Source organism: Pseudomonas sp. SC11 (genome assembly GCF_047039205.1).
Lineage (GTDB): Bacteria > Pseudomonadota > Gammaproteobacteria > Pseudomonadales > Pseudomonadaceae > Aquipseudomonas > Aquipseudomonas boreofloridensis.
On sequence record NZ_CP178183.1, the window covers coordinates 1,311,608 to 1,334,281 of the forward strand.

Genomic DNA, 22,674 nt, shown 5'->3' on the forward strand with positions numbered 1-22,674 from the left:
GCGGCCATCCAATTTTCGCCATGATGTTTCCGGGGCCGGCAGTAAGTAGGCCAGAAGTTGGGGACATGATCTGCCGCCATTCGAATGCGCTGAGCAGAATCAGGAAGGCGATTCAACGCAGGAGACTCAGCATGGCCCTTTCTACGCACACCTCACGCCTCACCTTTGTCGCCACCCTGGTAGCGATGACTGTCAACGGCTTCGCCCAAGCCAAGACCCTGGACGGGGAGAGCGCACGTGTCGATGCGCCTGAATCCGATTTCTACACCTTGCTCAACGGCTCCAGCCTCGAGGTGGTTTCGGGCGGCAGTGTCCTGGATGTGGAGGCGCGCAGTGGCTCCAGTGTGGTCGTCGATGGCGGTACGATTCAAGCGCGAGGCTTGGCTTCCGGCTTGTCTCTGACCGATGGCAGCTCGGCGCGCCTGAGCAATGCGACGGTAACCGGCGGCAGCTTTGGCGCCACCGGCGCCTTGGCTTCGACCATGAGTGCCACTGGCGGCAGCATCACTGGCCAAAGCGGCGTGAGCTTTGCGAGTGGGAGTACGCTGGATCTGGCGGGTACCTCCGTCACTGGGACCAGCGGCGTGGGGGCGTTCATATTGGGTTCGACACTCAATGCCTCGCAAGGTACAACCATCACTGGCGCAACTTCGGGTATCGAAATGCGCCAGGATCGAAACACTGCGGCGCCCGAGGCGCGTGTCAACCTCGATGGTTCCACTGTGGTGGGCCAGAACGGCGCTGCCATCGTTGTCAGGGACAGTGGTAACGGCAACAAGGGCACAGCGCATATTCTGGTGGGAAACAAGAGCCAGCTCTCTGGGAGCAACGGCAACATTCTGGAAGTCAATCGGGGCATGACGGCAGACTTTGTTGTCGACGACAGCGCGCTTCAAGGCGATATCGTGGTCGATGCCAGCAGTAATGCAGATGTTACCTTGCGCAATCAGGCGACCCTGACCGGCAATATGAGCAATGTGCGAAGCCTGGGAATCGACAACGCCACCTGGGTGCTGAGTCAATTGCAGAGCGATGGAGTGAAGGACCTTTCGCTCAATGGCGGCAGGGTAGTGCTCAATACCGATGGCACGGTATCCGGAGGGTTCAAGACCCTGACCGTCGATAGCTTGTCGGGCAATGGCGTATTCGTGATGAAGGTCGATCTGGCCGAATCCGAAGGCGACAAATTGGTGGTCAGGAATGAGGCCAATGGCAATCACCAGTTGAGCGTCAGCAGCACCGGCAGCGAACCCAAGGACGGTGCCAAGCCGCAACTGCTCGTGCAGACCGGGGGCGGTAGTGCTCAGTTCGGTCTGCAGAACGATGTCGATCGGGGAGCGTTCGTCTATACCCTGGAAAAGGGCGAGAACGACGACAACTGGTATCTGGTGCAAAAGGTCGATGACGGGGGCGGCCCGATCGTCACCCCTGGCGCTCGCGTAGTCCTCGGATTGTTCAGTGCAGCGCCCACCGTCTGGTATGGCGAGCTGTCGTCGCTGCGGACCCGCATGGGCGAGTTGCGCCTGGGGCAGGGGCAGGGCGTCTGGATGCGCAGCTATGGCAATCGGTTCAATACGTCCGCCGGTAGCGGTGTCGCCTACCAGCAGAGTCAGAGCGGACTGAGCGTCGGTGCCGACGGCGCTGTGCCTGGCTACGATGGGCGCTGGCTGGTTGGGGTCATGGGCGGCTACAGCGAATCTGACCTGAGCTTCAGCCTGGGGTCGTCCGGCGAGGTCAAGAGCTACTATGTGGGTGCCTATACCACGTGGATGTCCGACGCCGGCTATTACGTTGACGGCGTGATCAAGTACAGCCGCTTCGACAATCGCGGCGATGTGATCATGAGTGATGGCGTGCGCAGCAAAGGCAGCTATGACAACAGCGGCCTGGGCGCCTCGATCGAAGTCGGCAAACACATCAAACTCGACGGTGGCTGGTACGTGGAACCCTTCACTCAACTGTCGACTCTGTGGGTCGGCTCTGACAGCTACTCGCTGGACAACGGTTTGCGAGCGCGCAGTGACGGTGCCGATTCGGTGCTGGGCAAGATGGGGGCTCAGTTCGGGCGCAATGTTCAGCTCGAGGGGGGCGCAACTGTGCAGTCCTATGTCAAGGCGGCTGCGGCTCATGAGTTCATAAAGGGCAACAAGGTCAGGGTCAATGACAACCGCTTCAGCAACGACCTGTCCGGCACCCGCGGAGAATTCGCCGTCGGCCTGGCGGCTCAGGTGTCCGAGGTATTGCAGTTGCATGGCGAGTTCCAATACAGCAACGGCGAAAACATCGAGCAGCCCTATGGTGTGAATCTCGGCTTGCGTTACAACTTCTGAAAACGCTCGAGCCCGCTCACTCACCTTGGTGATTGCGCGGGCTCGAGTCTTTGCCTGCGCAGTTAGAGGCGGATCGTGACCTTCGAGGCCGGGAAGGCCAATGCGCGTGACTTTCGGTCGTTGCCTTCGAAATTCACCCAGGTTTCGAAGTGAAGTTCGCTGCCCGATTCGAGCGATGCCAGATCGCTTCTCTCCAACGTATAGACCAAGGCCAGCCCCGCCTGTTGGGCGGTGATGAGCTGTGCTTCGGCAAGCTTGCGACTGAAAGGCCTGCCGCTGGCGAGCGTGCCGCTGACGGTGAGCCATAGCCGTTGCCCAGCGGCCATCCAGAACCAATCTTCTAGCACCAGTGCTGCATCCGTGGCGAAGCGTTTAAGATCCAGTACGCCGTTGACGGCTTGCTCAGGCATGGGCGCGCGCAGCAGCTCTGGCGAAAAAGGCTGGATGTCCAGCGTGAGCTCCTCGCTGCTGGCGTCGGGAAGATTGACGTCGGCCCGAGTCAATCGGTATTGCATGACCAGAGAGCGTCCGATGTGCAATGCCACTATTGCGTGTGGGACGTTCATGTATTGGGTCTGGGTGACACTGCCTGACACATAGCCGTCTACGGGGACGTATGTGCCAGAATCGTTTCGGTAATAGAGCACCAGTGTGTCGCTCGGGAGCATATCGGGATAACGGATCCTGGCGATGGCCGAGCCAAGGGCATTCAGAGGGTCAAGTTTGCCCCCCACTGCCTGGATGATGACCGGAGCAGGTAGCGCTGCTGCAGGTTGCACCACCACCCGCAGGTTCGTCGGAGTAAATGGCTGAGCCGAGGCAGCATCATTGGCCCCGTCGAAAGTGACCCGTAACGAAAGTGTCAGCGTGCTGTTGTTGCGCAAGCCTTCCAGATCTCTGCGCGCCAGTGGCAAGCGCAGTCCGTCGTTGAGATGTGAGGATGTAACGAGTTGGGCGGTGGCAACAGCCTTGGAGTAACGCGAGCCGTCGCTGTTCTCACCTTCAGCCTGCATCCAAAAACGTTGTCCGATGGCAATCAGCGGCCAGGGTACGGTCGTGAGGTGGGCATCCGATGCGAAGGTGCTGAGGTCCAGCGTTGCATTGCGGCTTTCCTCAGCGTCTGGGCTGGGTAGGTCGGTCGCGGCGAAGGGCGATACCGTAAGTATCGTGCGCTCTGACGCTATCGGCTCAGCATTTTGCGAGGTCACGCGGTAGTAAAGCGTCACGCTTTTACCGACATTGGCGCCGACGACTGCGGCAGGAATGTCGAAAGACTGGCTTCCCGACGCACTGCCCCGTTTGGATTGTGGATCGGGGGTCCCTGCACCCGGCGTGCCCTGCCAGTGCAGCGTGATGTTCTGGCTTGTGCTCATGGTGGGATAGGTGACCACGACCTCGACTCCGTTGCGCGCCGTCATGGGATCAAGCGTGTCGGCAGGGGCTTGTACCACTTTAGGCCGGGGGTATTGGCCTTGCGCACCGCCGATTGTCAGGCGCAGTACCTCTGAGGGGAGTCGTTGTCGTTCACGTTCGATTTGGTAACCGACTGTAATTTGTTGCCCCTCGTTGGCAGACACCAATCGTTTGGCGACAGGAAAAGGAATCTCGCGCCCCGCATTTTGTGCGTTGATCGGCATGTAGTCGGTAAGCGAGTCGTTCTCGTCGTTTTCCGGCCCTGTCCAGTAGACATGGAGAATGTCACCGACCTGAGTGTTGGCGGTTGTCAGTACCCGGATGCGGGTACCACTGGCAGGTACCTTGTCGGGGTCCAATGCCCCTCTTTCGGCATAGTCCACCGTGGGACTGGGCAGTAGCTCCCTTGGCGCATGGAGGTGCGGTGTTGTCGACATCATCGGCTCCCGGTGAAGCGGCGGGGGGTGTGATGTTCTATTGAGCGGTGTGGGCCTTTGTTTGGAAACTGACAAAAATATCAGGTCGGTCACGAACCAGGCTTGCGCGCGATAGCCAACGTCAAGCGGCCTGCCTAACGCGTCAGGTGATCGACTGAAGGCAGAGAATGAGCCGGGCCGGCTCATTCTCTGCTGCGCGATCACAAACGCGGATAGTCGATATAGCCCACCGGGCCTTTGCCGTAGAAGGTTTCAGGGTGCGGCTCGTTCAGCGCAGCATCGGCCGCCAGACGTGCTGGCAGATCCGGGTTGGCGATGAAGGGTACGCCGAACGCCACGGCATCGGCCTTGCCGCTGGCCAGGGCGGCATTGGCGCTGGCTTTGGTGAAGCGCTCGTTGACGATGTAAGGACCGCCGAACGCTGCCTTGATCTGCGGGCCGAGGCTGTCGTCGGCTTCCTTCTCGCGCGAGCAGATGAAGGCGATGCCGCGCTTGCCCAACTCCCGCGCAACGTAGGTGAAGGTCTCGCTGCGGTTGGCATCGCCCATGTCATGGGCATCGGCCCGTGGCGCCAGGTGCATGCCGACGCGCGCAGCGCCCCACACCTCGATCACCGCATCGGTGACTTCCAGCATCAACCGCGCACGGTTTTCCAGCGAGCCGCCGTACTGGTCGGTGCGCTGGTTGGTGCTGCTCTGCAGGAACTGGTCGAGCAGGTAGCCGTTGGCGCCGTGGATCTCCACGCCGTCGAAGCCGGCGGCCTTGGCGTTCTCTGCACCCACCCGGTAGGCCTCGACGATGTCGGCGATTTCTTCGGTGTCCAGCGCGCGCGGCGTGGGGTAGTCGCTCAGCGGACGCACCAGGCTCACATGGCCTTCAGGCTTGATCGCGCTGGGCGCCACCGGCAGTTCGCCGTTGAGGTAGGACGGGTGGGAGATGCGCCCGACATGCCACAGTTGCAGGAAGATTCGCCCGCCGGCAGCGTGCACCGCCTGGGTCACATTGAGCCAGCCGCGCACCTGCTCAGTGGACCAGATGCCGGGGGTGTCCGGGTAGCCGACGCCCATCGGCGTCACCGAGGTGGCTTCGCTGAGAATCAGCCCAGCGCTGGCACGCTGCACGTAGTACTCGGCCATCAGCGCATTGGGCACGCGGCCTTCGTCGGCGCGGCAGCGGGTCAGCGGGGCCATGATGATGCGGTTGGGCAGGGTCAGGTCGCCCAGGGTGATCGGATCGAAAAGCGTGGTCATGTCAGAAGCCTCGCAAGGGTAGGGTGGACGGTGAAGGCAGCGCCCGAGGGCGCCGCACAAGTGGGGTAACGGTCAAAGCTCCTGGCTCATCTGCTCGAGGAAGGCCTGGATGGTCGACTCGTTGCGTTTGAAGAAATGCCATTGCCCGACCTTCTGGCTGCTGATCAGGCCAGCGCGCTGCAAGGTGGCCAGATGCGCCGACACGGTCGATTGGGACAGGCCGCAGCGCTGGTCGATCTGACCGGCGCACACGCCGAACTCGGTGCTGTGATGCTGTTCGGGGAAATGCGCGGCGGGGTCCTTGAGCCAATTGAGAATGTCTCGGCGGACCGGATGGGCCAGGGCTTTGATGATGTCGTCGAGGTCGAGGGGCATGGCTGGGCTCGTGGTCTGTAGCGGTATATCGCGATAGAGCGAAATATAGATCGTCTGCTCACGATATACAAAGACCGAGCCGTTCTGAGTTGGTTCGAAATCGTTATATCGCGTTATAACGATATGTGCGGCGGCGGTGCTAGACTGCCGCCATGAATTATCTGGCACACCTCCACTTGGGCGGCCCTGCGCCCCAGCAACTGCTCGGCAGCCTGTATGGCGATTTCGTCAAAGGCTCGCTGCAAGGCCGCTTCGCTCCCGAACTCGAAGCGGCGATCAGGCTGCACCGTCACATCGATACCTATACCGACAGCCATCCCTTGGTGCTGGCTGCGCTGGCGCGCTTTCCCAAAGAGCGGCGGCGCTTTGCCGGCATCGTGCTCGACGTGTTCTTCGACCATTGCCTGGCCCTGCATTGGCAGGATTACGCCCAGCAGCCGCTGGCGCTGTTCACCGAGCGCTTCTACCAGGTGCTGCTAGCCGAGCCCGAGTTGCCAGGACGCCTGGCGCGGATTGCGCCGTTAATGGCCGCAGATGACTGGTTGGGGGCCTATGCCGATTTCGCGACGCTGGAGGCGGTGTTTCGAGGCATTGGGCGACGGCTGTCGCGGCCCGAAGCGCTGCTCGGCGTGATGGCTGAACTGGAAGCGTTGTACGAGCCACTGACGGCTGATTTCCGCGCCTTCTACCCACAGTTGCAGGCATTCGCGGCAACGCGACGCTGAGCGCGCCGCGCCCGCGATGCCTCACGCCGCCTTGGCCTGGCGTTGCGGCAGCGGCTCGCTGTCATGCTCGGCATACAGCGCCAGGTGGATCGCCTGCTGAGCCTGCAATGCCAGCACCGCGCGTTCCTTGCCTTGGCTGTGCAAGGGCGGCAGCAGGTGGATCAGCACCTGACCAGGCGCCTGGCCGAACAGCCGCAGCAGGTGCGACAGCAAGTCGTCGTCGCCGACGAACGGCGCAATCGGGTCCGGCTCGCCCTCACGCAGGTATTGAATAGCCACCGGCTGGACCGGTGTGCCGTGATCGATGGCGCCCGCCAGCAGGCGCCCGTGGAAGGTACGCAGGGCGCGGCCATCGGTGGTGGTGCCTTCGGGGAAGATCAGCAGCGGGCAGGCCTGGCCCAGGCGCGCGCCGATCTGCTCGCGCAGGCGCTGGCTGTCGCCGCCGCCGCGACGGATGAACAGGGTGTCGGCCTTCTCCGCCAACCAGCCGGCCAGCGGCCATTGGCGCACTTCGGCCTTGGACAGGAACGACAGCGGCGTGAGCATGCCCAGCAATGGGATGTCGGTCCACGAAATGTGATTGCTGACCCACAGCATCGGCTGCTGCGGCAAGGTGCCGACCACCCGCACTTCGAAGGGCAGGGCGCCGACCAGGTGTTTCATGAAGCGGCAGCTCCAGCGCTGGCGGCGTTCGCTGCCGGCGCGCAGGCCAAGACGTTCGCCGACGGCGATGAGCGTGGCCATGGCCACGCCCAGCAGCAGCACCAGCATCAGGCGCACCAGGCGGGCACTGGCCCGCACGCTCGGCATCAGACCGCCGCCTTGAAGTGACGGGCGTAGCGCGGGCAGAGGTCGTCGCGCTTGAGCAGGATGAACACGTCGGCCACCTGGAAGTCTTCGTCCCAGCACGGTTCGCCGCAGATCTTCGCCCCCAGGCGCATGTAGGCCTTGAGCAGCGGCGGCATCTCGGTGATGACGTTGTTCGGCAAAGCCAGCGACGGCAGCGGCTTCTTCGGTTCGGCGCGCAGGTGTTCGTTACACAGGTAGCGTTCGCGCAGGCGCTGCATGATCGCATGGGCCTGAACGCCGCCATCCTGCATGGGGATGCTGGCGCAGCCCATCAGGTAGCTGTAGCCGCCTTCGTTGAGCACCTCGGCCAACTCGCCCCAGAGCACGGCGATGGTGCCGCCATTGCGGTAACCCGGATCGACGCAGGTGCGGCCCAGCTCGAGGATCGGGCCTTGCAGTTGCAGCAGCCCGTGCAGGCTGAATTCTTCTTCGCTGTAGAAACGCCCCAAGCTGCTGGCGGCCTGGTGGTCGAGCAGGCGGGTGGTGGCGACCAACCGTCCGGTGGCCAGGTCGCGCACGCCGATGTGGCGGCAATGGATGTCGTAGTCGTCCATGTCCAGGCCGTGTTCGGCGCCCTTGAGCTTGGCCTTGAATTCGGCGCTGAACACCTTGTAGCGCAGGGCCTGGGCTTCCTGCAGGGCCGCGGCGCCGACCAGGCGTTCGGCTTGCAGACGGCGTTCAGTGCTGTTGTCGCCAGAGCGAGCGATCCGAGTCATTGCGAGTCTCCATAAGCCAGCCAAGGGCGGCCGGTCGGCTTTGTTGTGCAACGTCAGCCTAGGTAGAGGCAGTGTCACCTCCATGACTCTTTGGTGATGCTTGCGTGACAGGCTGGGCGGTGCGCCGCCGCCGGATTGTCATGCGCAGATGGGAGGCTGCACGCAGTGCCTGCGGCGGGAGATGCTGATGTTCTGGAACAGAGGGTTGTGGTGCTGTTTGCAGCTGTTCGCCTTGCCGGCGCTGGCCACGGCGTGGCCCGACAGCCAATGGCTGGAAGATCCCGCACACTATGATTGGCAAGCGGTGGATCGTTACGCCTTCGCCCCGCGCGATGACGTCGAGCGCCGTGGCGTGCGCAGCGACGCCCTGTTGATCGTGCGCGATGGCCGCATCCTGCATGAACGCTACGCAGCGCCCACCACCGCCGACACGCCACACCTGACCTGGTCGATCAGCAAGAGTGTGCTGGCCACGCTGCTGGGCATCGCCCAGGGGGAAGGACGCTTCCAGCTTGGTGATCCGGCTGCGCGCTACTACCCGGCACTCGCGGCGCACCCGCAGGTGCGTCTGCAGGATCTGCTGCACTGGGCCAGTGGTCTTGCCTGGCAGGAAGACTACGAGTACGCGCCGCTCAACTCTTCGGTGGTGGCCATGCTCTATACCCGCGGCCGCCACGACATGGCCGCCTATGCGGCTGGCAAGGCGCAGGCCGAGACGCCCGGGCGGCGCTTCGTCTATTCCAGCGGCGACAGCAACCTGCTGGCCGCCGCGCTGCGCGGCATGCTGGCGCCGGAGCGCTACGCCGACTATCCCTGGCAGGCACTGTTCGAGCCCCTCGGCATTGCCCATGCGGTGTGGGAACGTGACGGCGCTGGCACCTACGTGGGCTCCTCCTACCTCTACCTCAGCGCCCGCGACCTGGCGCGCATCGGCCTGCTGATGCTGCGCGAGGGGCGGTGGCGCGACCGGCAGTTGCTGCCCGCCGACTGGGTGACGTTCAACCGTACGCTGTTCCCCCAGGCCGAGCCGGTGCCAGGCGAGGCCAACCCGGGTGGTCACTGGTGGCTGAATCAGCCGCTGCCCGCCAAGCCGCCTCCTTGGCCTCACGCCCCCACCGACACCTTCGCCGCGCTCGGCCACTGGGGGCAGGCGTTGTATATCCTGCCGACGCAGAAACTGGTGATCGTTCGCTACGCGGACGACCGCGATGGCAGCTACCGCCATGACGAGTTGCTCAAGCGGGTGCTGGCCGCACTGGGGGAGGAGGTTCGATGAAGCGTCGGTACGGGGTGCTGTCGATAGCCCTGCTGGGCATGGCGATCTGGGCCTGGTTCGAGCGCCAGGCACTGACGGATTTCCCCGGCATTCTGTCGGCCTATTCGGCCAAGGAGTACTGTTCATGCCGCTTCGTCATGGGCCTGGACGAGGGCTATTGCCGGGGCTATGTGAAGCAGTACCTGCCGCTCACGCGCCTGGAGGAGCACACCGACACCCGCCGCGTGCTCGCCCAAGGGCTGGGCCGTCAGAGCCAGGCGGCGTGGCAGGGGCCGCGCGAGGGTTGTCGCTTGCTGCCGTGAATGGCCACGCGGTAAGGTTGGCGGTCTCGCTTTCCGAGGTATCTCCATGCTGCTGCGTCTGCTGCCCGCGCTGTTCCTGGCCCTGTGCCTGCCTGCCCACGCCAACTGGCACCTGGACGGTGAGTCCTCGCGCCTGTCGTTCATCACCGGTAACAACGGCGACACCGCCGACGTGCACCGCTTTCTGGTGTTGCACGGCACCATCGACCGAAAGGGCGCGGCGGGGCTGAGCATCGAGATGGATTCGGTCAGCAGCGGCATCCCGCTGCGCGACGAACGCATGCGTGACGGTCTGTTCGAGGTGGCGCGCTTTCCCGAGGCGACGGTGAGCGCCCAGTTGGACCTGCGCCCGGTCAGCGACTTGGCCAATGGCGCCCAATTGGAGCTGCGCCTGCCGGTGACAGTGACGTTGCGCGGCCAATCCCACACCTACAATGCCCTGCTGCTGGTCACGCGTCTGGACGAGCGCCGCTTTCAGGTGGTGACCCTGGAACCGCTGGTGGTGCAGGCCCAGGATTTCGACCTGCTGCCGAGTCTGGAAACGCTGCGCAGTTTCGCCGGGCTCAAGTCGATCAACCCGTCGGTACCGGTCAATGCGGTGCTGATCTTCACCGCCCGCTGACATGCCAGGGCCGGTCTTCCCCTGGCGGGATGGCAACCAGTTCGAACTGCTGGTCGACGGCCCCGAGTTCTTTCCTGTCATGCTCGCGGCGATCGAGCACGCCGAGCGTCAGGTCGACCTTGAACTCTACCTGGTCGAAGCGGGCGCCTGCGCCCAGGCGGTGGTGGAGGCACTGGAGCATGCAGCCTCACGCGGCGTGCGCGTGCGCTGCCTGTTCGACGCCTACGGTGCCCTGGCCTTTGCGACGGCCCTGCGCCAGCGGTTGCACGCCGCGGGCGTCGAACTGCGGCTGTATAACCCTCTGCACTGGCGCCGCGGCCTGCGCAACCTGTACCGCGATCACCGCAAGTTGCTGTTGGTGGACGAGCAGTGGGCGGCTGTCGGGGGAACTGGGGTCACCGATGAATTCTGGACGCCGGGTCATGCCACCAGCGAGTGGCACGAGGTGATGGTGCGCATGCAAGGTCCGGTGGTGCTCGACTGGCAACTGCTGTTCGACCGCCAGTGGCATGCCAACCACCGCCGCACAGCCTGGCGTCCGCCCCAAGGCTTCGGTCTGTCGCGCCTGCCGAGGATGCCTGCGCAGGGTCAGGGCCTGGGCCGGGTGGCCTACGCCGATGCCCGCCAGCACCGCGACATCCTGCGCGCGCTGGTGCGCGCCGTGAGTGGTGGCCAGCAGCGCATCTGGCTGGCCACACCGTACTTCCTGCCGACCTGGAGCGTGCGTCGCTCGTTGCGCCGCGCCGCACAACGCGGCGTCGACGTGCGCCTGCTGCTCACCGGCCCGCGCACCGATCACCCGTCGGTACGCTATGCCGGCCATCGTTACTATCCACGCCTGCTGCGCGCCGGCGTGCGCATCTTCGAGTACCAGCCGTGCTTCCTGCACCTGAAGATGGCGGTGGTGGACGACTGGGTCAGCATCGGCTCATGCAACTTCGATCACTGGAACTTGCGCTTCAACCTGGAAGCCAACCTGGAAGCACTGGATCGGCCGTTCACCGAAACGGTGGTGGCCAGCTTCCAGCGCGACTTCGCGCTGAGCGAAGAGGTCGACCTGGATCACTGGAAAGCCCGGCCACTGTGGCGGCGGGTGCAGCAGCGGCTCTGGGGCTGGCTCGATCGACTGGTGGTGATTCTGCTCGACCGGCGCAGCTGACGCGGCGCGCAGTATCGGTCATCGACGAAGCCGACTATGGTGCAGGGAATGTTCCCTGCACACGAAGGAGTGGATGCGATGACGGCCAAGAAGATTCTCATGCTGGTGGGTGATTACGTCGAGGACTACGAGGCGATGGTGCCGTTCCAGGCCCTGCAGATGGTGGGCCACACCGTGCATGCGGTCTGCCCGGAAAAGATCGCCGGGCAGACGGTGCGCACGGCCATCCACGACTTCGAAGGCGACCAGACCTACAGCGAGAAGCCGGGTCACCAGTTCGCCCTGAACTTCGATTTCGTCCAGGTGCGTGCCGAACGCTATGACGCCCTGGTGATCCCTGGCGGACGCGCCCCGGAATATCTGCGCCTGGACGAACGCGTGCTGGCCTTGGTACGGGCGTTCGACCAGGCCGGCAAACCCATTGCCGCGGTGTGCCATGGCGCGCAACTGCTGGCCGCTGCCGGCGTGCTGCAGGGACGGCACTGCAGTGCTTACCCGGCCTGTGCGCCGGACGTGAAGCTGGCCGGTGGACAGTTCGTGGATATTGCCGTGGACCAGGCCCATGTCGATGGCAACCTCATCACCGCGCCCGCCTGGCCCGCCCATCCGGCCTGGCTGGCAGCGTTTCTCAAGGTGCTGGGTACGCGCATTTCGTGAGTGAGGGTGACCGGCTTCAGTTCACCTGCTCGAGCCAATCGTTGAGGTTGTAGTAGTTGCTCACCCGAGCGATCTTGCCGCAGTGAATATAGAAGAACGCCCCGGCCGGCAACACGTAGGTCTGACCGTTGGCGGCGGGCAGGCCTTCGTCGTCGGCCAGGTACTCGCCGTGCACGGTGAACTCGGCGGCGGCGCGGCTGCCGTCGGCGTTCTGCATCACCACGATGTCGGCCAGGCGCTCGCGGTAGCAGCGGTTCATCTTGTCCATGAAGGCGGCGAAGCGGGCTTTGCCCATCTGCCGCTCGCCCTGGTTGATGTCGTGGATCACGTCTTCGCTGAGCAGGGCGAGGAAGGCCGGCATGTCACCGGCGTTGAAGGCAGCGTAATAGGCGGTGACGAGTTCGGTAGCGGTCATGGAGAAATACCTGTCGCGGAGGGGAAAGGGCCGAGCGTGCCGCCGATGATAGGGTTTCCCTTCAGGCCCGGCTTAGCCGAGCGCGTCATCCCTATCGACAAAACGACCGTCCCGCATGGAAATACGCCTGCTGCACGGCGCTGCCATCGCGCCTTACCTCGATGACCTCGCTCGCCTGCGCCTGACGGTGTTTCGCGAGTTTCCCTACCTCTATGACGGCACGCCGGAGTACGAATCCGACTACCTCGCCACCTACATGGCCTCCGAGCGCAGCCTGGTGGTGCTGGCGGTGGACGACGGCCAGGTGGTGGGCGCCTCCACCGGCCTGCCCCTGGGCGACGAAACCGATGCCTTTCGCCAGCCTTTTCTGGATCAAGGCCGCGACCCGGATACCGTCTACTACTTCGGTGAGTCCGTGCTGTTGCCGGCCTATCGGGGGCGCGGGCTGGGCGTGCGCTTCTTCATCGAGCGCGAATCCTATGCGCACAAGCTCGGCGGTTTTCACTACTGCACGTTCTGCACCGTGGAGCGTCCCAACGGACACCCGCTGCGGCCCGATGACTACAAGCCATTGCATGGTTTCTGGCGCAACCGCGGCTTTCTTCATCAGCCATCGTTGCGCACCACTTATGCCTGGCGCGACCTGGATCAGGACGATGCATCGGACAAGACCCTGTCGTTCTGGCTCAAGGACCTGTTGCCATGATTCGGCTCGCAGCATGCCAGTACGCCATCGAACTGCATGAAACCTGGGATGCCTACGCCGATCATCTGCGCGACCTGTGCGTCGAAGCGGCGCGCAGCGGTGCCCAACTGTTGCTGCTGCCCGAGTACGCAGGGCTGGTGCTCAGTGGCCATTTACCGCCCGACCAGCGCAGTGACCTGCACGGTTCGATCGCCGGTATCCAGCCTTTGGTCGCGCCTTGGTGGGCGTTGTGCGAGGGCCTCGCCAAAGACTTGGGTGTGTATCTGCAACCTGGCACGCTGCCGGTGCTCGACGCCGATGGCCGCTATCGCAACCGTGCCTGGCTGTTCGGTCCAAGCGGTGCGCTGGGTTTTCAGGACAAGCTGATGATGACCCGCTTCGAGCGCGAGCACTGGAACATTGCCGCCGGGCAGGGCCTGAAGGTGTTCGATACGGCGCTGGGGCGCCTGGGCATCTTGATCTGCTACGACACTGAATTTCCCCTGTTGGCACGGCGTCTGGCCGAGCAGGGTGCCGACTTGCTCCTGGCGCCGAGTTGCACCGACACCGAGGCCGGTTATCACCGCGTGCGCATCGGCGCCCAGGCGCGGGCGCTGGAGAACCAGGTGGCGGTGTTGCAGAGCCCGACGGTGGGGCTGGCGCCCTGGTCGCCAGCGTTGGACGAGAACATCGGCCGCGCCGGTTTGTATGTGCCGCCGGACCATGGCATGCCCAGCGATGGGGTGTTGGCCCAGAGCGTCATGCTGTGTCCTGAGCAGAGCCAGTGGTTGGTGTGCGATGTGGATGTGGACGAGGTGAGGCGGGTGCGGCGAGAGGGGCAGGTCTTTACCAGGCGGGATTGGCCGGAGCAGGTCGAGCGGCTGGGGTGAGCGTGAAGCGATAGCCACTGCGGATTGATCCGCAATGGCTACGCCGCTGTTACCGCTGTATCACTTCACTTCCACCGCCAGGCTCTGGGCGATCTTGCTCTGCCACAAGGCGGGACCGGTGATGTGCACCGACTCGCCGTTGCTGTCCACCGCCACGGTGACCGGCATGTCCTTGACCTCGAACTCGTAGATCGCTTCCATGCCCAGTTCGGCGAATGCCAGGACCTTCGACTTGCGGATCGCCTGGGCCACCAGGTAGGCCGCGCCGCCGACGGCCATCAGGTACACGGCCTTGTTGTCCTTGATCGCCTCGATGGCGGTCGGGCCACGCTCGGACTTGCCGATCATGCCCAGCAGACCGGTCTGTTCGAGGATCTGGCGGGTGAACTTGTCCATGCGCGTGGCAGTGGTCGGGCCGGCTGGGCCGACCACTTCGTCACCGACCGGATCGACCGGACCCACGTAGTAGATGAAGCGGCCTTTCAGGTCCACCGGCAGTTCTTCGCCACGGTTGAGCATCTCGACCATGCGCTTGTGCGCGGCGTCGCGGCCGGTGAGCATCTTGCCGTTGAGCAGGACGGTCTCGCCTGGCTTCCAGCTGGCGACTTCTTCCGGGGTGATGTCGTCGAGGTTGACCCGGCGCGCGCTCGGACCCGCTTCCCAGACGATTTCCGGGTAGGCGTCCAGCGACGGCGCTTCGAGTTCCGCAGGGCCGGAGCCATCGAGCACGAAGTGGGCGTGACGGGTGGCCGCGCAGTTGGGGATCATGCACACCGGCAGGGAGGCGGCGTGGGTCGGGTAGTCCATGATCTTGACGTCGAGCACGGTGGTCAGACCGCCCAGGCCCTGGGCGCCGATGCCCAGTTGGTTGACCTTCTCGAACAGCTCCAGGCGGATCTCTTCGATGCGGTTCTGCGGGCCACGGGCTTTCAATTCGTGGATGTCGATGGATTCCATCAACACTTCCTTGGCCATCACCGCGGCCTTCTCGGCGGTGCCGCCGATGCCGATGCCGAGCATGCCGGGCGGGCACCAGCCAGCGCCCATGGTCGGCACGGTCTTGAGCACCCAGTCGACGATCGAGTCGGACGGGTTGAGCATGGCCATCTTCGACTTGTTCTCCGAGCCGCCGCCTTTGGCGGCCACGTCCACTTCGACTTTGTCGCCGGGCACGATGGAGTAGTGGATCACTGCCGGGGTGTTGTCCTTGGTGTTCTTGCGCGCGCCGGCCGGGTCGGCCAGGATCGAGGCGCGCAGGACGTTCTCCGGCAGGTTGTAGGCGCGGCGCACGCCTTCGTTGATCATGTCGTCCAGGCTCAGGGTCGCGCCGTCCCAGCGTACGTCCATGCCCACGCGCACGAACACGGTGACGATGCCGGTGTCCTGGCAGATCGGCCGGTGGCCGGTGGCGCACATGCGCGAGTTGATCAGAATCTGGGCGATCGAGTCGCGGGCTGCTGGCGACTCTTCGCGCAGGTAGGCCTCGTGCATCGCCTGGATGAAATCGACGGGGTGGTAGTACGAGATGAATTGCAGGGCGTCGGCCACGCTCTGAATCAGGTCGTCTTGCTTGATCACGGTCATGCTGCGCGCTCCTCTTGAAGACGGGAACATTCGTAAAGGCCTCGACACCGCCGACCAGCGCGTCGAATCACCTTGCAAGGCGCGCCGGCAGGTCAGGCCGGCGCAAAAAGGGCGCGGCAGTATAGCGCGCATCCTGGCGCGGTACACCTGCACGCGCGCTGGACCAAGGTCGGTCGGATGCTGGCCGCAGTTTTGCAGCGCCAAGCAGGCGAGGGGCTTAGAATCGTTGCCGCGGTGTCGCGATACCAGGCCGCTCTTACACGAACAGCGTCATCCGGGCGCTCCTATGGCGCGACGATGACCACTCAATCGGCGGAGAAACCCCGAATGCCCGAACTCTGCGTGGGCCACCGCTGCTGGGCGGTGCCCTCCGGCAGCAACCTGCTCGACGCCCTCAACGGCGCCGGCTTGAACGTGCCCTATAGCTGCCGCGCCGGCAGTTGCCAGGCGTGCCTGGTGCGCTGCCTGGACGGGCTGCCCGACGATGCGCGGCCCGAGGCGCTGAGCACGGACGCCCGTGAACAGGGCTGGCGCCTGGCCTGTCAGTGTCAGGTGACGGGCGACCTTCGAGTGGCGGTGTTCGACCCGCAGACCGATGGCGTGCCGGCTGAGGTGAGCGCGGTGCACTGGCTGGGTGATGTGCTGCGCCTGCACCTGCGTCCGGCGCGGGCGCTGCGTTACCGCGCCGGCCAGCATCTGCTGCTGTGGTTGGGCCCGGTGGCGCGGCCCTATTCGCTGGCGAGCCTGCCAGGCGAAGACGCCTTGCTCGAGTTCCACATCGACTGCCGCCGACCCGGTGCGTTCTGCGATCAGGCGCGGGGCCTGAAGGTGGGGGATGCATTGGCATTGGGCGCATTGAGCGGTGGCGCGCTGCAGTACGATCCAGACTGGCAGACGCGACCGTTGTGGCTGCTGGCGGCGGGAACGGGACTGGCGCCGTTGTGGAGCATCCTGCGCGAAGCGCTGCGTCAGGGGCATGAGGGGCCGATCAGGATCCTGCATGTGGCGTGCACACCTTACCTGGCCGAGGCATTGCAGGCATTGGCTGGGGAGCGGGTGCACGTCGAGCAGGTGAGCCGAGAAGGCGCGGAGCAGGCGCTGGCGGGGTTTCAGGTGTCGTCGCGCCAGACGGTGGCGCTGGTGTGTGGTTCGCCGCAGTGGGTGGAGCAGGTGGCGCGTCGGCTGTTCCTGGCCGGGGTGCCGAGGAACCAGGTGCTGGCCGAAGTGTTCAGCGAGAGGGCTTGAGGGGACGGGGTGCCTTACGGCCCATCGCGGCGTTACTCGCGATGGGCCGTAAGAGCGCCTCGGGCTGAGGGTCAGCCGACCAGCGGATCACCGACATGCAGGATCTTCATGCCATTGGTGCCACCGATGGTGTGGTAGCTGTCGCCTTTGGTCAGGATCACCCAGTCACCTTGCTCGACCAGCCCACGCTTGAGCAACTCGTCGACCGCTGCCTGGCTGACCTTGTCGGCCGGCTGCGAAGCCGGATCGAAGGCGATCGGGTAGACGCCGCGGAACATCGAGACGCGAGCCTGGGTGGCGCGGTGCGGCGACATGGCGAACACCGGCACGTGCGAGCGCAGGCGCGACATGATCAGCGGGGTGTAGCCGCTTTCGGTGAGGGCGATGATCGCCTTCACGCCCGGGAAGTGGTTGGCGGTGTACATGGCCGCCAGGGCGATGCTCTCGTCACAGCGCTCGAACGTGGTGTGCAGGCGATGGCTGGAGCGCTGGTTGGTCGGGTGCTTTTCGGCGCCCAGGCAAATGCGCGCCATGGCTTGCACGGCTTCGATCGGGTAGGCACCGGCGGCGCTCTCGGCCGACAGCATCACCGCATCGGTGTTGTCCAGCACGGCGTTGGCCACGTCGGACACTTCGGCACGGGTCGGCATCGGGTTCTGGATCATCGACTCCATCATCTGGGTCGCGACGATCACCGCTTTGTTGTTGCGGCGGGCGTGCTGGATGATCTTTTTCTGGATACCGATCAGCTCGGCGTCGCCGATTTCCACGCCCAGGTCGCCACGGGCGACCATCACCGCGTCGGAGGCGGCGATCAGGCCGTCGAGGGTTTCGTCGTTGGCCACGGCTTCGGCGCGTTCGATCTTGGCCACCAGCCAAGCGCTGCCGCCGGATTCATCACGCAGCTTGCGGGCGTATTCCATGTCCTTGGCATCGCGCGGGAAGGACACGGCCAGATAGTCCAGGTCCATTTCGGCGGCCAGCTTGATGTCGGCCTTGTCTTTCTCGGTCAGCGCCGGAGCGGTCAGGCCGCCACCTTTGCGGTTGATGCCTTTGTGGTCGGACAGCGGACCGCCGACGATCACCACGCAATGCAGGGCATCGGCAGTGGCGGTTTCGACGCGCATGACCACACGGCCGTCGTCGAGCAGCAGCTCGTCACCCACGCCGCAGTCCTTGACCAGGTCAGGGTAGTCGATGCCGACGATATCCTGGTTGCCTTCGGTGAGCGGGTGAGCGGTGGAGAAGGTGAAGGTGTCACCGATCTTCAGTTCGATGCGCTTGTTGCTGAACTTGGCGATACGGATCTTCGGGCCTTGCAGGTCACCGAGCAGCGCGACATGGCGGCCATTCTTGGCGGCGATGTCACGGATCAGCCGGGCGCGGGCCTTGTGCTCGTCCGGAGTGCCATGGGAAAAGTTCAGACGTGCCACGTCCAGGCCAGCGAGGATCAGTTGTTCGATCACTTCGGGCGAGTTGCTGGCGGGGCCCAGGGTGGCGACGATTTTGGTACGGCGGATGGTCATGCACAGACTCCTATAGTGAAGCGCAGCGAAAGGCTACTCCTGAATTTGGCTGTAGTCACTCAGGAGGCGGGGGGAAAAGCTGCAAGCTACAAGTGGCAAGCTTCAAGAAAAAGCGCGGGTGGCGGCGGGGGCTGGTTTTGTTTGCAGCTTGCAGCTTGCAGCTTGTCGCTTGCGGCTGAAGAATCCTTGGACGCGGCCGATAGGCTGTGCAGCAAAGGAGATTCCCATGCGAGCCCTGATCGTTTTAGTCATGGCGGCCAGTGTCGTTGGCTGCACCCGTTGGTCCATGGACCACCATCTGAACAATGCCTACCGGGCCTATGACCGCGGCGACTGCCAACGTGTGATGCTGGAGCTGTCGCAGGTCGACCGCACCAGCCGGGCGCGGCCGTTCATTCACCCCGAAGTGGCGATGCTGCGTGGGCAGTGTCTGGAGCGGCAGAAACTCTACGTCGATGCGGCGCAGACCTATCAGTTCCTGATCCAGCGCTACCCGCAGAACGAGTACGCCTATCGCGCCCAGGCGCGTCTGCAGACGTTGCAGCAGCTTGGCCATCTGCGTGGCGAAGCGGCTGTCACACAGGCAGCACCCGCCGCGCCCTGGCGCTGATTGCCTCGACCGATGATTTCAACGTGCCTGCGCCGCAGGCTGAGCTAGGCTCTACAGTACCTTCAACGCGCCGACGGTACCTGCTCATTTGGCAAAGGTACGGAGAATCATGTTCACCGAACGACAGATCGATCGACACCAACTGCCTTACGTGCTCAGAGTGTTCAACCGGTTCACCGATCAGGAGATCGGTTTTCTGGGTAATGCCTCCGAGCATGGCGTCATGGTGATCAGCCAACTGCCCATCATGGTCGGCCCGGATTTCGAGCTGCAATTGCGCGTGCCGCTTGCAGGGGGCGGTCACCAGTTCATCAACCTGACCGCCAGTTGCCTGTGGAGCCGCGAGGATCAGACCCCCGGCTATTACGATGCAGGCTTCATGCTGCTGCAGGCACCGCGCGAGTACGACGAGTTCGTGCGCTCGCTGCGCGAGTTCTTCAGCTTCAGGCCGCTCAACGAGTCGGCCTGAGGTTGTTCGTCCGGTAGACTCGTCCGCGAACTTTGTACAGGACGACACCGTGAGCTCCAGCATCTTCTGGCACGATTACGAAACCACCGGCATCAACCCGCGCTGCGATCGACCGCTGCAGGTCGCCGGCGTGCGCACCGACTTCGACCTGAACGAGATCGAGGAACCGGTCAACCTGTATTGCCGTCCCTCCGACGACATCCTGCCGCATCCGGCGGCCTGCCTGGTCACGGGCATCACTCCGCGACAGTTGGCCGACAAAGGCCTGTGCGAAGCGGATTTCATGACCCGCGTGCACGCCCAGTTGGCGCGCCCGGGCACCTGTGGCGCCGGTTACAACACCTTGCGCTTCGACGACGAAGTGACGCGTTACAGCCTGTACCGCAATTTCTTCGATCCTTATGCGCGCGAGTGGCAGGGCGGCAACAGCCGCTGGGACCTGATCGACGTGCTGCGCACCGCGTATGCCTTGCGCCCGGAGGGCATCGTCTGGCCACAGCAGGACGGCCGCACCAGCTTGCGCCTGGAGTTGCTCAGCCAGGCCAATGGCATCGAACATGGTCACGCCCATGAGGCGCTGTCCGATGTGCGGGCTACCATCGCCTTGGCGCGAAGAGTACGTGAACGACAGCCCAGGCTTTACGACTGGCTGTTCCAGTTGCGTAGCAAGCACAAGGTGATGGAGCAGATTCAACTGCTGCAACCCTTGGTGCATATTTCGGGTCGCTTCTCCAGCGAGCGCAGTTATTTGGGCGTGGTATTACCGTTGGCTTGGCATCCGCGCAACCGTAATGCCCTGATAGTGTGCGACCTGCACATGGAAACCCTGCCTTTGATAGGGGAAAGTGCCGAAGCATTGCGTCGCCGTTTGTACCGGCGTCGCGACGAAATGGCTGACGGAGAACTACCCGTTCCGCTGAAGTTGGTGCACATCAATAAATGCCCAGTGGTGGCACCTTTGAGTGTGTTACGCCCGGTCGATCAACAACGATTAGGCCTGGATATGTCGCACGTGAACGAGCGCGCCGAACGATTGATTCAGCAGCAGGGGGCGTGGCAAGACAAGCTTGTGGAGATCTACGGCGCCGAGGAATTTGCCCCGAGCGAAGATCCCGAACAACAACTGTATGACGGATTTATTGGCGACCGTGATCGACGCCTGTGCGAGCAAGTTCGACTCAGTGATCCGCGACACTTGGCCGACGGGCAGTGGATGTTCGACGATCAGCGCCTGCCTGAATTGCTGTTCCGTTATCGGGCGCGCAACTTCAACGAGACACTGAATGCGCAGGAGCAGCAGCGCTGGCAACATTTCTGTCAGCAACGCCTGATGGATCCCGGATTGGGTGCACCCAACACGTTGAAGGCTTTCGAGCAGGCGGCAGGTGCGCACATGGAGGGGGCTGGCGAGGGTGGACGCGCGGTGCTCGAGGCGTGGCTGGTGCATGCGCGGCAATTGCGTTCGGACTACAGCCTGACAGAGTGATAGACAATAAAAAACGCCAGCACTGCGCTGGCGTTTTTTGTACGGGATCAGCAACTGCAGGATCAGTCCAGCAACGTGGACCAACCTTCGACCACATCACCGCCCCATTTGGCTTTCCACTCTTTCAGGGTCTTGTGGTTGCCACCTTTGGTTTCGATGACTTCGCCATTGTGCGGGTTCTTGTACTGCTTGACCTTGCGTGCACGCTTGGTGCCGGTGGTCTTGACCGCGCCGCGTGGGGCTTTGCTCAGTTTGGACTCTGGGTCGAGCAGGGCAATGACGTCACGCAGCGACTTGGAGTATTCGCCCATCAGCGTGCGCAGTTTGCCTTCGAATTCCAGCTCTTTTTTCAGCTTGTCATCTTGCGACAGGTTGGCCAGACGAGCTTGAAGTTCCTTGATGGCTTCTTCAGTGGCGCGGTATTCGTTGATCAGGGACATGGGGTGTTCCTTGGTAAATGTACAGGGAGACAGTGCGCCAATAATAGACAGGCGATACTCGCAAGTAAACAAGTAATAATCAGTGGGCATGTTGAAATGTGTTGAAGCAACAATTAACACGGTGAAGATTAAGAAAATTTAACCGGGTAATGCTGCGCCTTTTTCTATGCGCAGGGTCGCGCGTCGACACTGCATCAAGCGCTACCCAGCGGCGACCGCCCCGTCGATGACTACTGCGTTTTTCTCGGCAGGTGGCTAGAATATGCGCCTTTGCGAAGTATTCGGAGTTTTCATTGATGCGCACCTATCGCCTGACGATTGCCTGCCCCGACCGTGTCGGCATCGTGGCAAAGGTCAGTAACTTCCTGGCCCTGTACAACGGCTGGATCACCGAAGCCAGCCACCATTCCGACGAGCAGAGCGGCTGGTTCTTCATGCGCCATGAAATCCGCGCCGAATCCTTGCCGTTCGGCCTGGAAGCCTTCCGCGAAGCCTTCGCGCCGATTGCCGACGAATTCTCCATGGCGTGGCACATCACCGATTCGGCGCAGAAGAAGCGCGTGGTGCTGATGGCCAGCCGCGAGTCCCACTGCCTGGCTGATTTGCTGCACCGCTGGCACACCGATGAGCTGGACTGCGACATTCCCTGCGTGATTTCCAACCACGACGACCTGCGTAGCATGGTCGAGTGGCATGGCATTCCATTCCATCACGTGCCGGTCGATCCGAAGGACAAGGCACCGGCCTTCGCCGAAGTGTCGCGTCTGGTCGCCGAGTACGGTGCCGACGTGGTGGTGCTGGCGCGCTACATGCAGATCCTGCCGCCGCAACTTTGCCAGGACTACGCGCAGCGGGTCATCAACATCCACCACAGCTTCCTGCCATCGTTCGTCGGCGCCAAGCCTTACCATCAGGCGGCCTTGCGCGGGGTCAAGCTGATCGGCGCCACGTGCCATTACGTGACCGAAGAGCTGGACGCCGGTCCCATCATCGAGCAGGACGTGGTGCGGGTGAATCACGCCGACAGCATCGAGGACATGGTTCGCTTCGGCCGTGACGTGGAGAAAATGGTGCTGGCCCGTGGCCTGCGCTACCACCTGGAAGACCGCGTGTTGGTCCATGGCAACAAGACCGTGGTGTTCGACTGACTTAGGCGCAGGGGCGTCGATGGCCGATCCGCGTGACAAAGCCGCTGCCCAGCCCCCGCCAACCC

23 protein-coding genes are annotated in these 22,674 nt (G+C 63.5%); 14 read left to right on the forward strand and 9 right to left on the reverse strand.

Features of this window, described 5'->3' with window-relative positions; translation table 11 throughout:
• The first annotated feature begins 131 nt into the window (after nt 1-131).
• Nucleotides 132-2,330: an autotransporter outer membrane beta-barrel domain-containing protein gene (locus ACK2SD_RS06010; protein WP_412461621.1), complete on the forward strand. Its 2,199-nt coding sequence runs from the start codon at nt 132-134 to the stop codon at nt 2,328-2,330.
• Between the two features lie 62 nt (nt 2,331-2,392).
• Here the strand turns inward: ACK2SD_RS06010 and ACK2SD_RS06015 are convergent, their stop codons facing one another.
• The 3 genes from ACK2SD_RS06015 to ACK2SD_RS06025 all read right to left on the reverse strand — a co-directional run bounded on the left by ACK2SD_RS06015 (nt 2,393) and on the right by ACK2SD_RS06025 (nt 5,805).
• Entirely contained in the window at nt 2,393-4,102 is a 1,710-nt protein-coding gene (locus tag ACK2SD_RS06015) for a hypothetical protein (RefSeq protein WP_412461622.1), read from the reverse strand.
• A 278-nt stretch (nt 4,103-4,380) separates the two neighbouring features.
• Nucleotides 4,381-5,430 carry an alkene reductase gene (locus tag ACK2SD_RS06020; RefSeq protein WP_029613790.1) on the reverse strand — a complete coding sequence of 350 codons (1,050 nt, stop codon included), beginning with the start codon at nt 5,428-5,430 and terminating at the stop codon, nt 4,381-4,383.
• 72 nt (nt 5,431-5,502) lie between these two features.
• On the reverse strand, nt 5,503-5,805 hold the full coding sequence (locus ACK2SD_RS06025; RefSeq protein WP_029613789.1) for an ArsR/SmtB family transcription factor: 303 nt from the start codon (nt 5,803-5,805) through the stop codon (nt 5,503-5,505).
• Nucleotides 5,806-5,957: 152 nt separating this feature from the next.
• Here ACK2SD_RS06025 and ACK2SD_RS06030 point away from each other — a divergent pair, with 152 nt between their 5' ends.
• Nucleotides 5,958-6,530 (forward strand): ACP phosphodiesterase, encoded by a 573-nt coding sequence (locus ACK2SD_RS06030; protein ID WP_342650684.1) that lies wholly within the window; start codon nt 5,958-5,960, stop codon nt 6,528-6,530.
• 21 nt (nt 6,531-6,551) lie between these two features.
• Here the strand turns inward: ACK2SD_RS06030 and ACK2SD_RS06035 are convergent, their stop codons facing one another.
• Nucleotides 6,552-7,340 (reverse strand): lysophospholipid acyltransferase family protein, encoded by a 789-nt coding sequence (locus ACK2SD_RS06035; RefSeq protein WP_412461623.1) that lies wholly within the window; start codon nt 7,338-7,340, stop codon nt 6,552-6,554.
• Nucleotides 7,340-8,095 carry an L-ornithine N(alpha)-acyltransferase gene (gene olsB / locus ACK2SD_RS06040; RefSeq protein ID WP_412461624.1) on the reverse strand — a complete coding sequence of 252 codons (756 nt, stop codon included), beginning with the start codon at nt 8,093-8,095 and terminating at the stop codon, nt 7,340-7,342. The genes ACK2SD_RS06035 and olsB overlap by 1 nt, the downstream gene beginning before the upstream one ends.
• A gap of 187 nt (nt 8,096-8,282) precedes the next feature.
• Here olsB and ACK2SD_RS06045 point away from each other — a divergent pair, with 187 nt between their 5' ends.
• The 5 genes from ACK2SD_RS06045 to ACK2SD_RS06065 all read left to right on the forward strand — a co-directional run bounded on the left by ACK2SD_RS06045 (nt 8,283) and on the right by ACK2SD_RS06065 (nt 12,111).
• Nucleotides 8,283-9,371, forward strand: coding sequence for a serine hydrolase domain-containing protein (locus ACK2SD_RS06045; RefSeq protein WP_412461625.1), 1,089 nt, complete (start codon nt 8,283-8,285; stop codon nt 9,369-9,371).
• Nucleotides 9,368-9,673, forward strand: a complete 306-nt coding sequence (locus ACK2SD_RS06050) for an amidase (RefSeq protein WP_412461626.1) — start codon at nt 9,368-9,370, stop codon at nt 9,671-9,673. Before ACK2SD_RS06045 ends, ACK2SD_RS06050 begins: the two co-directional genes overlap by 4 nt.
• 40 nt (nt 9,674-9,713) lie before the next feature.
• Nucleotides 9,714-10,295 carry a YceI family protein gene (locus ACK2SD_RS06055; protein ID WP_412462274.1) on the forward strand — a complete coding sequence of 194 codons (582 nt, stop codon included), beginning with the start codon at nt 9,714-9,716 and terminating at the stop codon, nt 10,293-10,295.
• Nucleotide 10,296: 1 nt separating this feature from the next.
• Complete coding sequence (locus tag ACK2SD_RS06060; protein WP_412461627.1) at nt 10,297-11,454, forward strand: phospholipase D-like domain-containing protein; 1,158 nt, start codon at nt 10,297-10,299, stop codon at nt 11,452-11,454.
• 78 nt (nt 11,455-11,532) lie between these two features.
• Nucleotides 11,533-12,111, forward strand: a complete 579-nt coding sequence (locus tag ACK2SD_RS06065; RefSeq protein ID WP_412461628.1) for a DJ-1/PfpI family protein — start codon at nt 11,533-11,535, stop codon at nt 12,109-12,111.
• 16 nt (nt 12,112-12,127) lie between these two features.
• Here the strand turns inward: ACK2SD_RS06065 and ACK2SD_RS06070 are convergent, their stop codons facing one another.
• Entirely contained in the window at nt 12,128-12,526 is a 399-nt protein-coding gene (locus tag ACK2SD_RS06070; RefSeq protein ID WP_412461629.1) for a nuclear transport factor 2 family protein, read from the reverse strand.
• Nucleotides 12,527-12,641: 115 nt separating this feature from the next.
• Between ACK2SD_RS06070 and ACK2SD_RS06075 the strand changes: the two genes are divergently transcribed.
• Together ACK2SD_RS06075 and ACK2SD_RS06080 are read left to right on the forward strand one after the other, a co-directional pair.
• On the forward strand, nt 12,642-13,232 hold the full coding sequence (locus ACK2SD_RS06075; RefSeq protein WP_029613781.1) for a GNAT family N-acetyltransferase: 591 nt from the start codon (nt 12,642-12,644) through the stop codon (nt 13,230-13,232).
• Nucleotides 13,229-14,101, forward strand: coding sequence for a carbon-nitrogen hydrolase family protein (locus tag ACK2SD_RS06080; RefSeq protein WP_412461630.1), 873 nt, complete (start codon nt 13,229-13,231; stop codon nt 14,099-14,101). The genes ACK2SD_RS06075 and ACK2SD_RS06080 overlap by 4 nt, the downstream gene beginning before the upstream one ends.
• A 60-nt stretch (nt 14,102-14,161) precedes the next feature.
• On the opposite strand, the gene ACK2SD_RS06085 is transcribed toward ACK2SD_RS06080, so the two are convergent.
• Entirely contained in the window at nt 14,162-15,685 is a 1,524-nt protein-coding gene (locus ACK2SD_RS06085) for a fumarate hydratase (protein WP_039579712.1), read from the reverse strand.
• A 327-nt stretch (nt 15,686-16,012) separates the two neighbouring features.
• Between ACK2SD_RS06085 and ACK2SD_RS06090 the strand changes: the two genes are divergently transcribed.
• Nucleotides 16,013-16,930 carry an iron-sulfur-binding ferredoxin reductase gene (locus ACK2SD_RS06090; RefSeq protein WP_412461631.1) on the forward strand — a complete coding sequence of 306 codons (918 nt, stop codon included), beginning with the start codon at nt 16,013-16,015 and terminating at the stop codon, nt 16,928-16,930.
• A gap of 71 nt (nt 16,931-17,001) precedes the next feature.
• Here ACK2SD_RS06090 and pyk read toward each other — a convergent pair whose 3' ends face one another.
• Nucleotides 17,002-18,456, reverse strand: a complete 1,455-nt coding sequence (gene pyk / locus ACK2SD_RS06095; protein WP_039579708.1) for a pyruvate kinase — start codon at nt 18,454-18,456, stop codon at nt 17,002-17,004.
• Nucleotides 18,457-18,682: 226 nt separating this feature from the next.
• Between pyk and ACK2SD_RS06100 the strand changes: the two genes are divergently transcribed.
• The 3 genes from ACK2SD_RS06100 to sbcB all read left to right on the forward strand — a co-directional run bounded on the left by ACK2SD_RS06100 (nt 18,683) and on the right by sbcB (nt 21,021).
• On the forward strand, nt 18,683-19,066 hold the full coding sequence (locus tag ACK2SD_RS06100) for a hypothetical protein (protein ID WP_029613777.1): 384 nt from the start codon (nt 18,683-18,685) through the stop codon (nt 19,064-19,066).
• A 109-nt stretch (nt 19,067-19,175) separates the two neighbouring features.
• Nucleotides 19,176-19,535, forward strand: a complete 360-nt coding sequence (locus tag ACK2SD_RS06105) for a PilZ domain-containing protein (RefSeq protein ID WP_029613776.1) — start codon at nt 19,176-19,178, stop codon at nt 19,533-19,535.
• A gap of 49 nt (nt 19,536-19,584) precedes the next feature.
• Nucleotides 19,585-21,021, forward strand: a complete 1,437-nt coding sequence (sbcB, locus tag ACK2SD_RS06110; protein WP_412461632.1) for an exodeoxyribonuclease I — start codon at nt 19,585-19,587, stop codon at nt 21,019-21,021.
• A gap of 62 nt (nt 21,022-21,083) precedes the next feature.
• On the opposite strand, the gene mvaT is transcribed toward sbcB, so the two are convergent.
• On the reverse strand, nt 21,084-21,461 hold the full coding sequence (gene mvaT, locus ACK2SD_RS06115; RefSeq protein WP_029613774.1) for a histone-like nucleoid-structuring protein MvaT: 378 nt from the start codon (nt 21,459-21,461) through the stop codon (nt 21,084-21,086).
• 296 nt (nt 21,462-21,757) lie between these two features.
• Between mvaT and purU the strand changes: the two genes are divergently transcribed.
• Nucleotides 21,758-22,609, forward strand: a complete 852-nt coding sequence (gene purU / locus ACK2SD_RS06120) for a formyltetrahydrofolate deformylase (RefSeq protein ID WP_039579703.1) — start codon at nt 21,758-21,760, stop codon at nt 22,607-22,609.
• Nucleotides 22,610-22,674: the final 65 nt, after the last annotated feature.

Coding starts and splice junctions, on each gene's coding strand:
- purU (WP_039579703.1), top strand. CDS start 21,758: ATGCGCACCTATCGCCTGACGATTGCCTGCCCCGACCGTGTCGGCATC.
- ACK2SD_RS06020 (WP_029613790.1), bottom strand. CDS start 5,430: ATGACCACGCTTTTCGATCCGATCACCCTGGGCGACCTGACCCTGCCC.
- olsB (WP_412461624.1), bottom strand. CDS start 8,095: ATGACTCGGATCGCTCGCTCTGGCGACAACAGCACTGAACGCCGTCTG.
- ACK2SD_RS06075 (WP_029613781.1), top strand. CDS start 12,642: ATGGAAATACGCCTGCTGCACGGCGCTGCCATCGCGCCTTACCTCGAT.
- ACK2SD_RS06010 (WP_412461621.1), top strand. CDS start 132: ATGGCCCTTTCTACGCACACCTCACGCCTCACCTTTGTCGCCACCCTG.
- ACK2SD_RS06045 (WP_412461625.1), top strand. CDS start 8,283: ATGTTCTGGAACAGAGGGTTGTGGTGCTGTTTGCAGCTGTTCGCCTTG.
- ACK2SD_RS06090 (WP_412461631.1), top strand. CDS start 16,013: ATGCCCGAACTCTGCGTGGGCCACCGCTGCTGGGCGGTGCCCTCCGGC.
- mvaT (WP_029613774.1), bottom strand. CDS start 21,461: ATGTCCCTGATCAACGAATACCGCGCCACTGAAGAAGCCATCAAGGAA.
- ACK2SD_RS06060 (WP_412461627.1), top strand. CDS start 10,297: ATGCCAGGGCCGGTCTTCCCCTGGCGGGATGGCAACCAGTTCGAACTG.
- ACK2SD_RS06100 (WP_029613777.1), top strand. CDS start 18,683: ATGCGAGCCCTGATCGTTTTAGTCATGGCGGCCAGTGTCGTTGGCTGC.
- ACK2SD_RS06070 (WP_412461629.1), bottom strand. CDS start 12,526: ATGACCGCTACCGAACTCGTCACCGCCTATTACGCTGCCTTCAACGCC.
- ACK2SD_RS06035 (WP_412461623.1), bottom strand. CDS start 7,340: ATGCCGAGCGTGCGGGCCAGTGCCCGCCTGGTGCGCCTGATGCTGGTG.
- ACK2SD_RS06080 (WP_412461630.1), top strand. CDS start 13,229: ATGATTCGGCTCGCAGCATGCCAGTACGCCATCGAACTGCATGAAACC.
- ACK2SD_RS06105 (WP_029613776.1), top strand. CDS start 19,176: ATGTTCACCGAACGACAGATCGATCGACACCAACTGCCTTACGTGCTC.
- ACK2SD_RS06065 (WP_412461628.1), top strand. CDS start 11,533: ATGACGGCCAAGAAGATTCTCATGCTGGTGGGTGATTACGTCGAGGAC.
- pyk (WP_039579708.1), bottom strand. CDS start 18,456: ATGACCATCCGCCGTACCAAAATCGTCGCCACCCTGGGCCCCGCCAGC.
- ACK2SD_RS06050 (WP_412461626.1), top strand. CDS start 9,368: ATGAAGCGTCGGTACGGGGTGCTGTCGATAGCCCTGCTGGGCATGGCG.
- ACK2SD_RS06025 (WP_029613789.1), bottom strand. CDS start 5,805: ATGCCCCTCGACCTCGACGACATCATCAAAGCCCTGGCCCATCCGGTC.
- ACK2SD_RS06085 (WP_039579712.1), bottom strand. CDS start 15,685: ATGACCGTGATCAAGCAAGACGACCTGATTCAGAGCGTGGCCGACGCC.
- ACK2SD_RS06030 (WP_342650684.1), top strand. CDS start 5,958: ATGAATTATCTGGCACACCTCCACTTGGGCGGCCCTGCGCCCCAGCAA.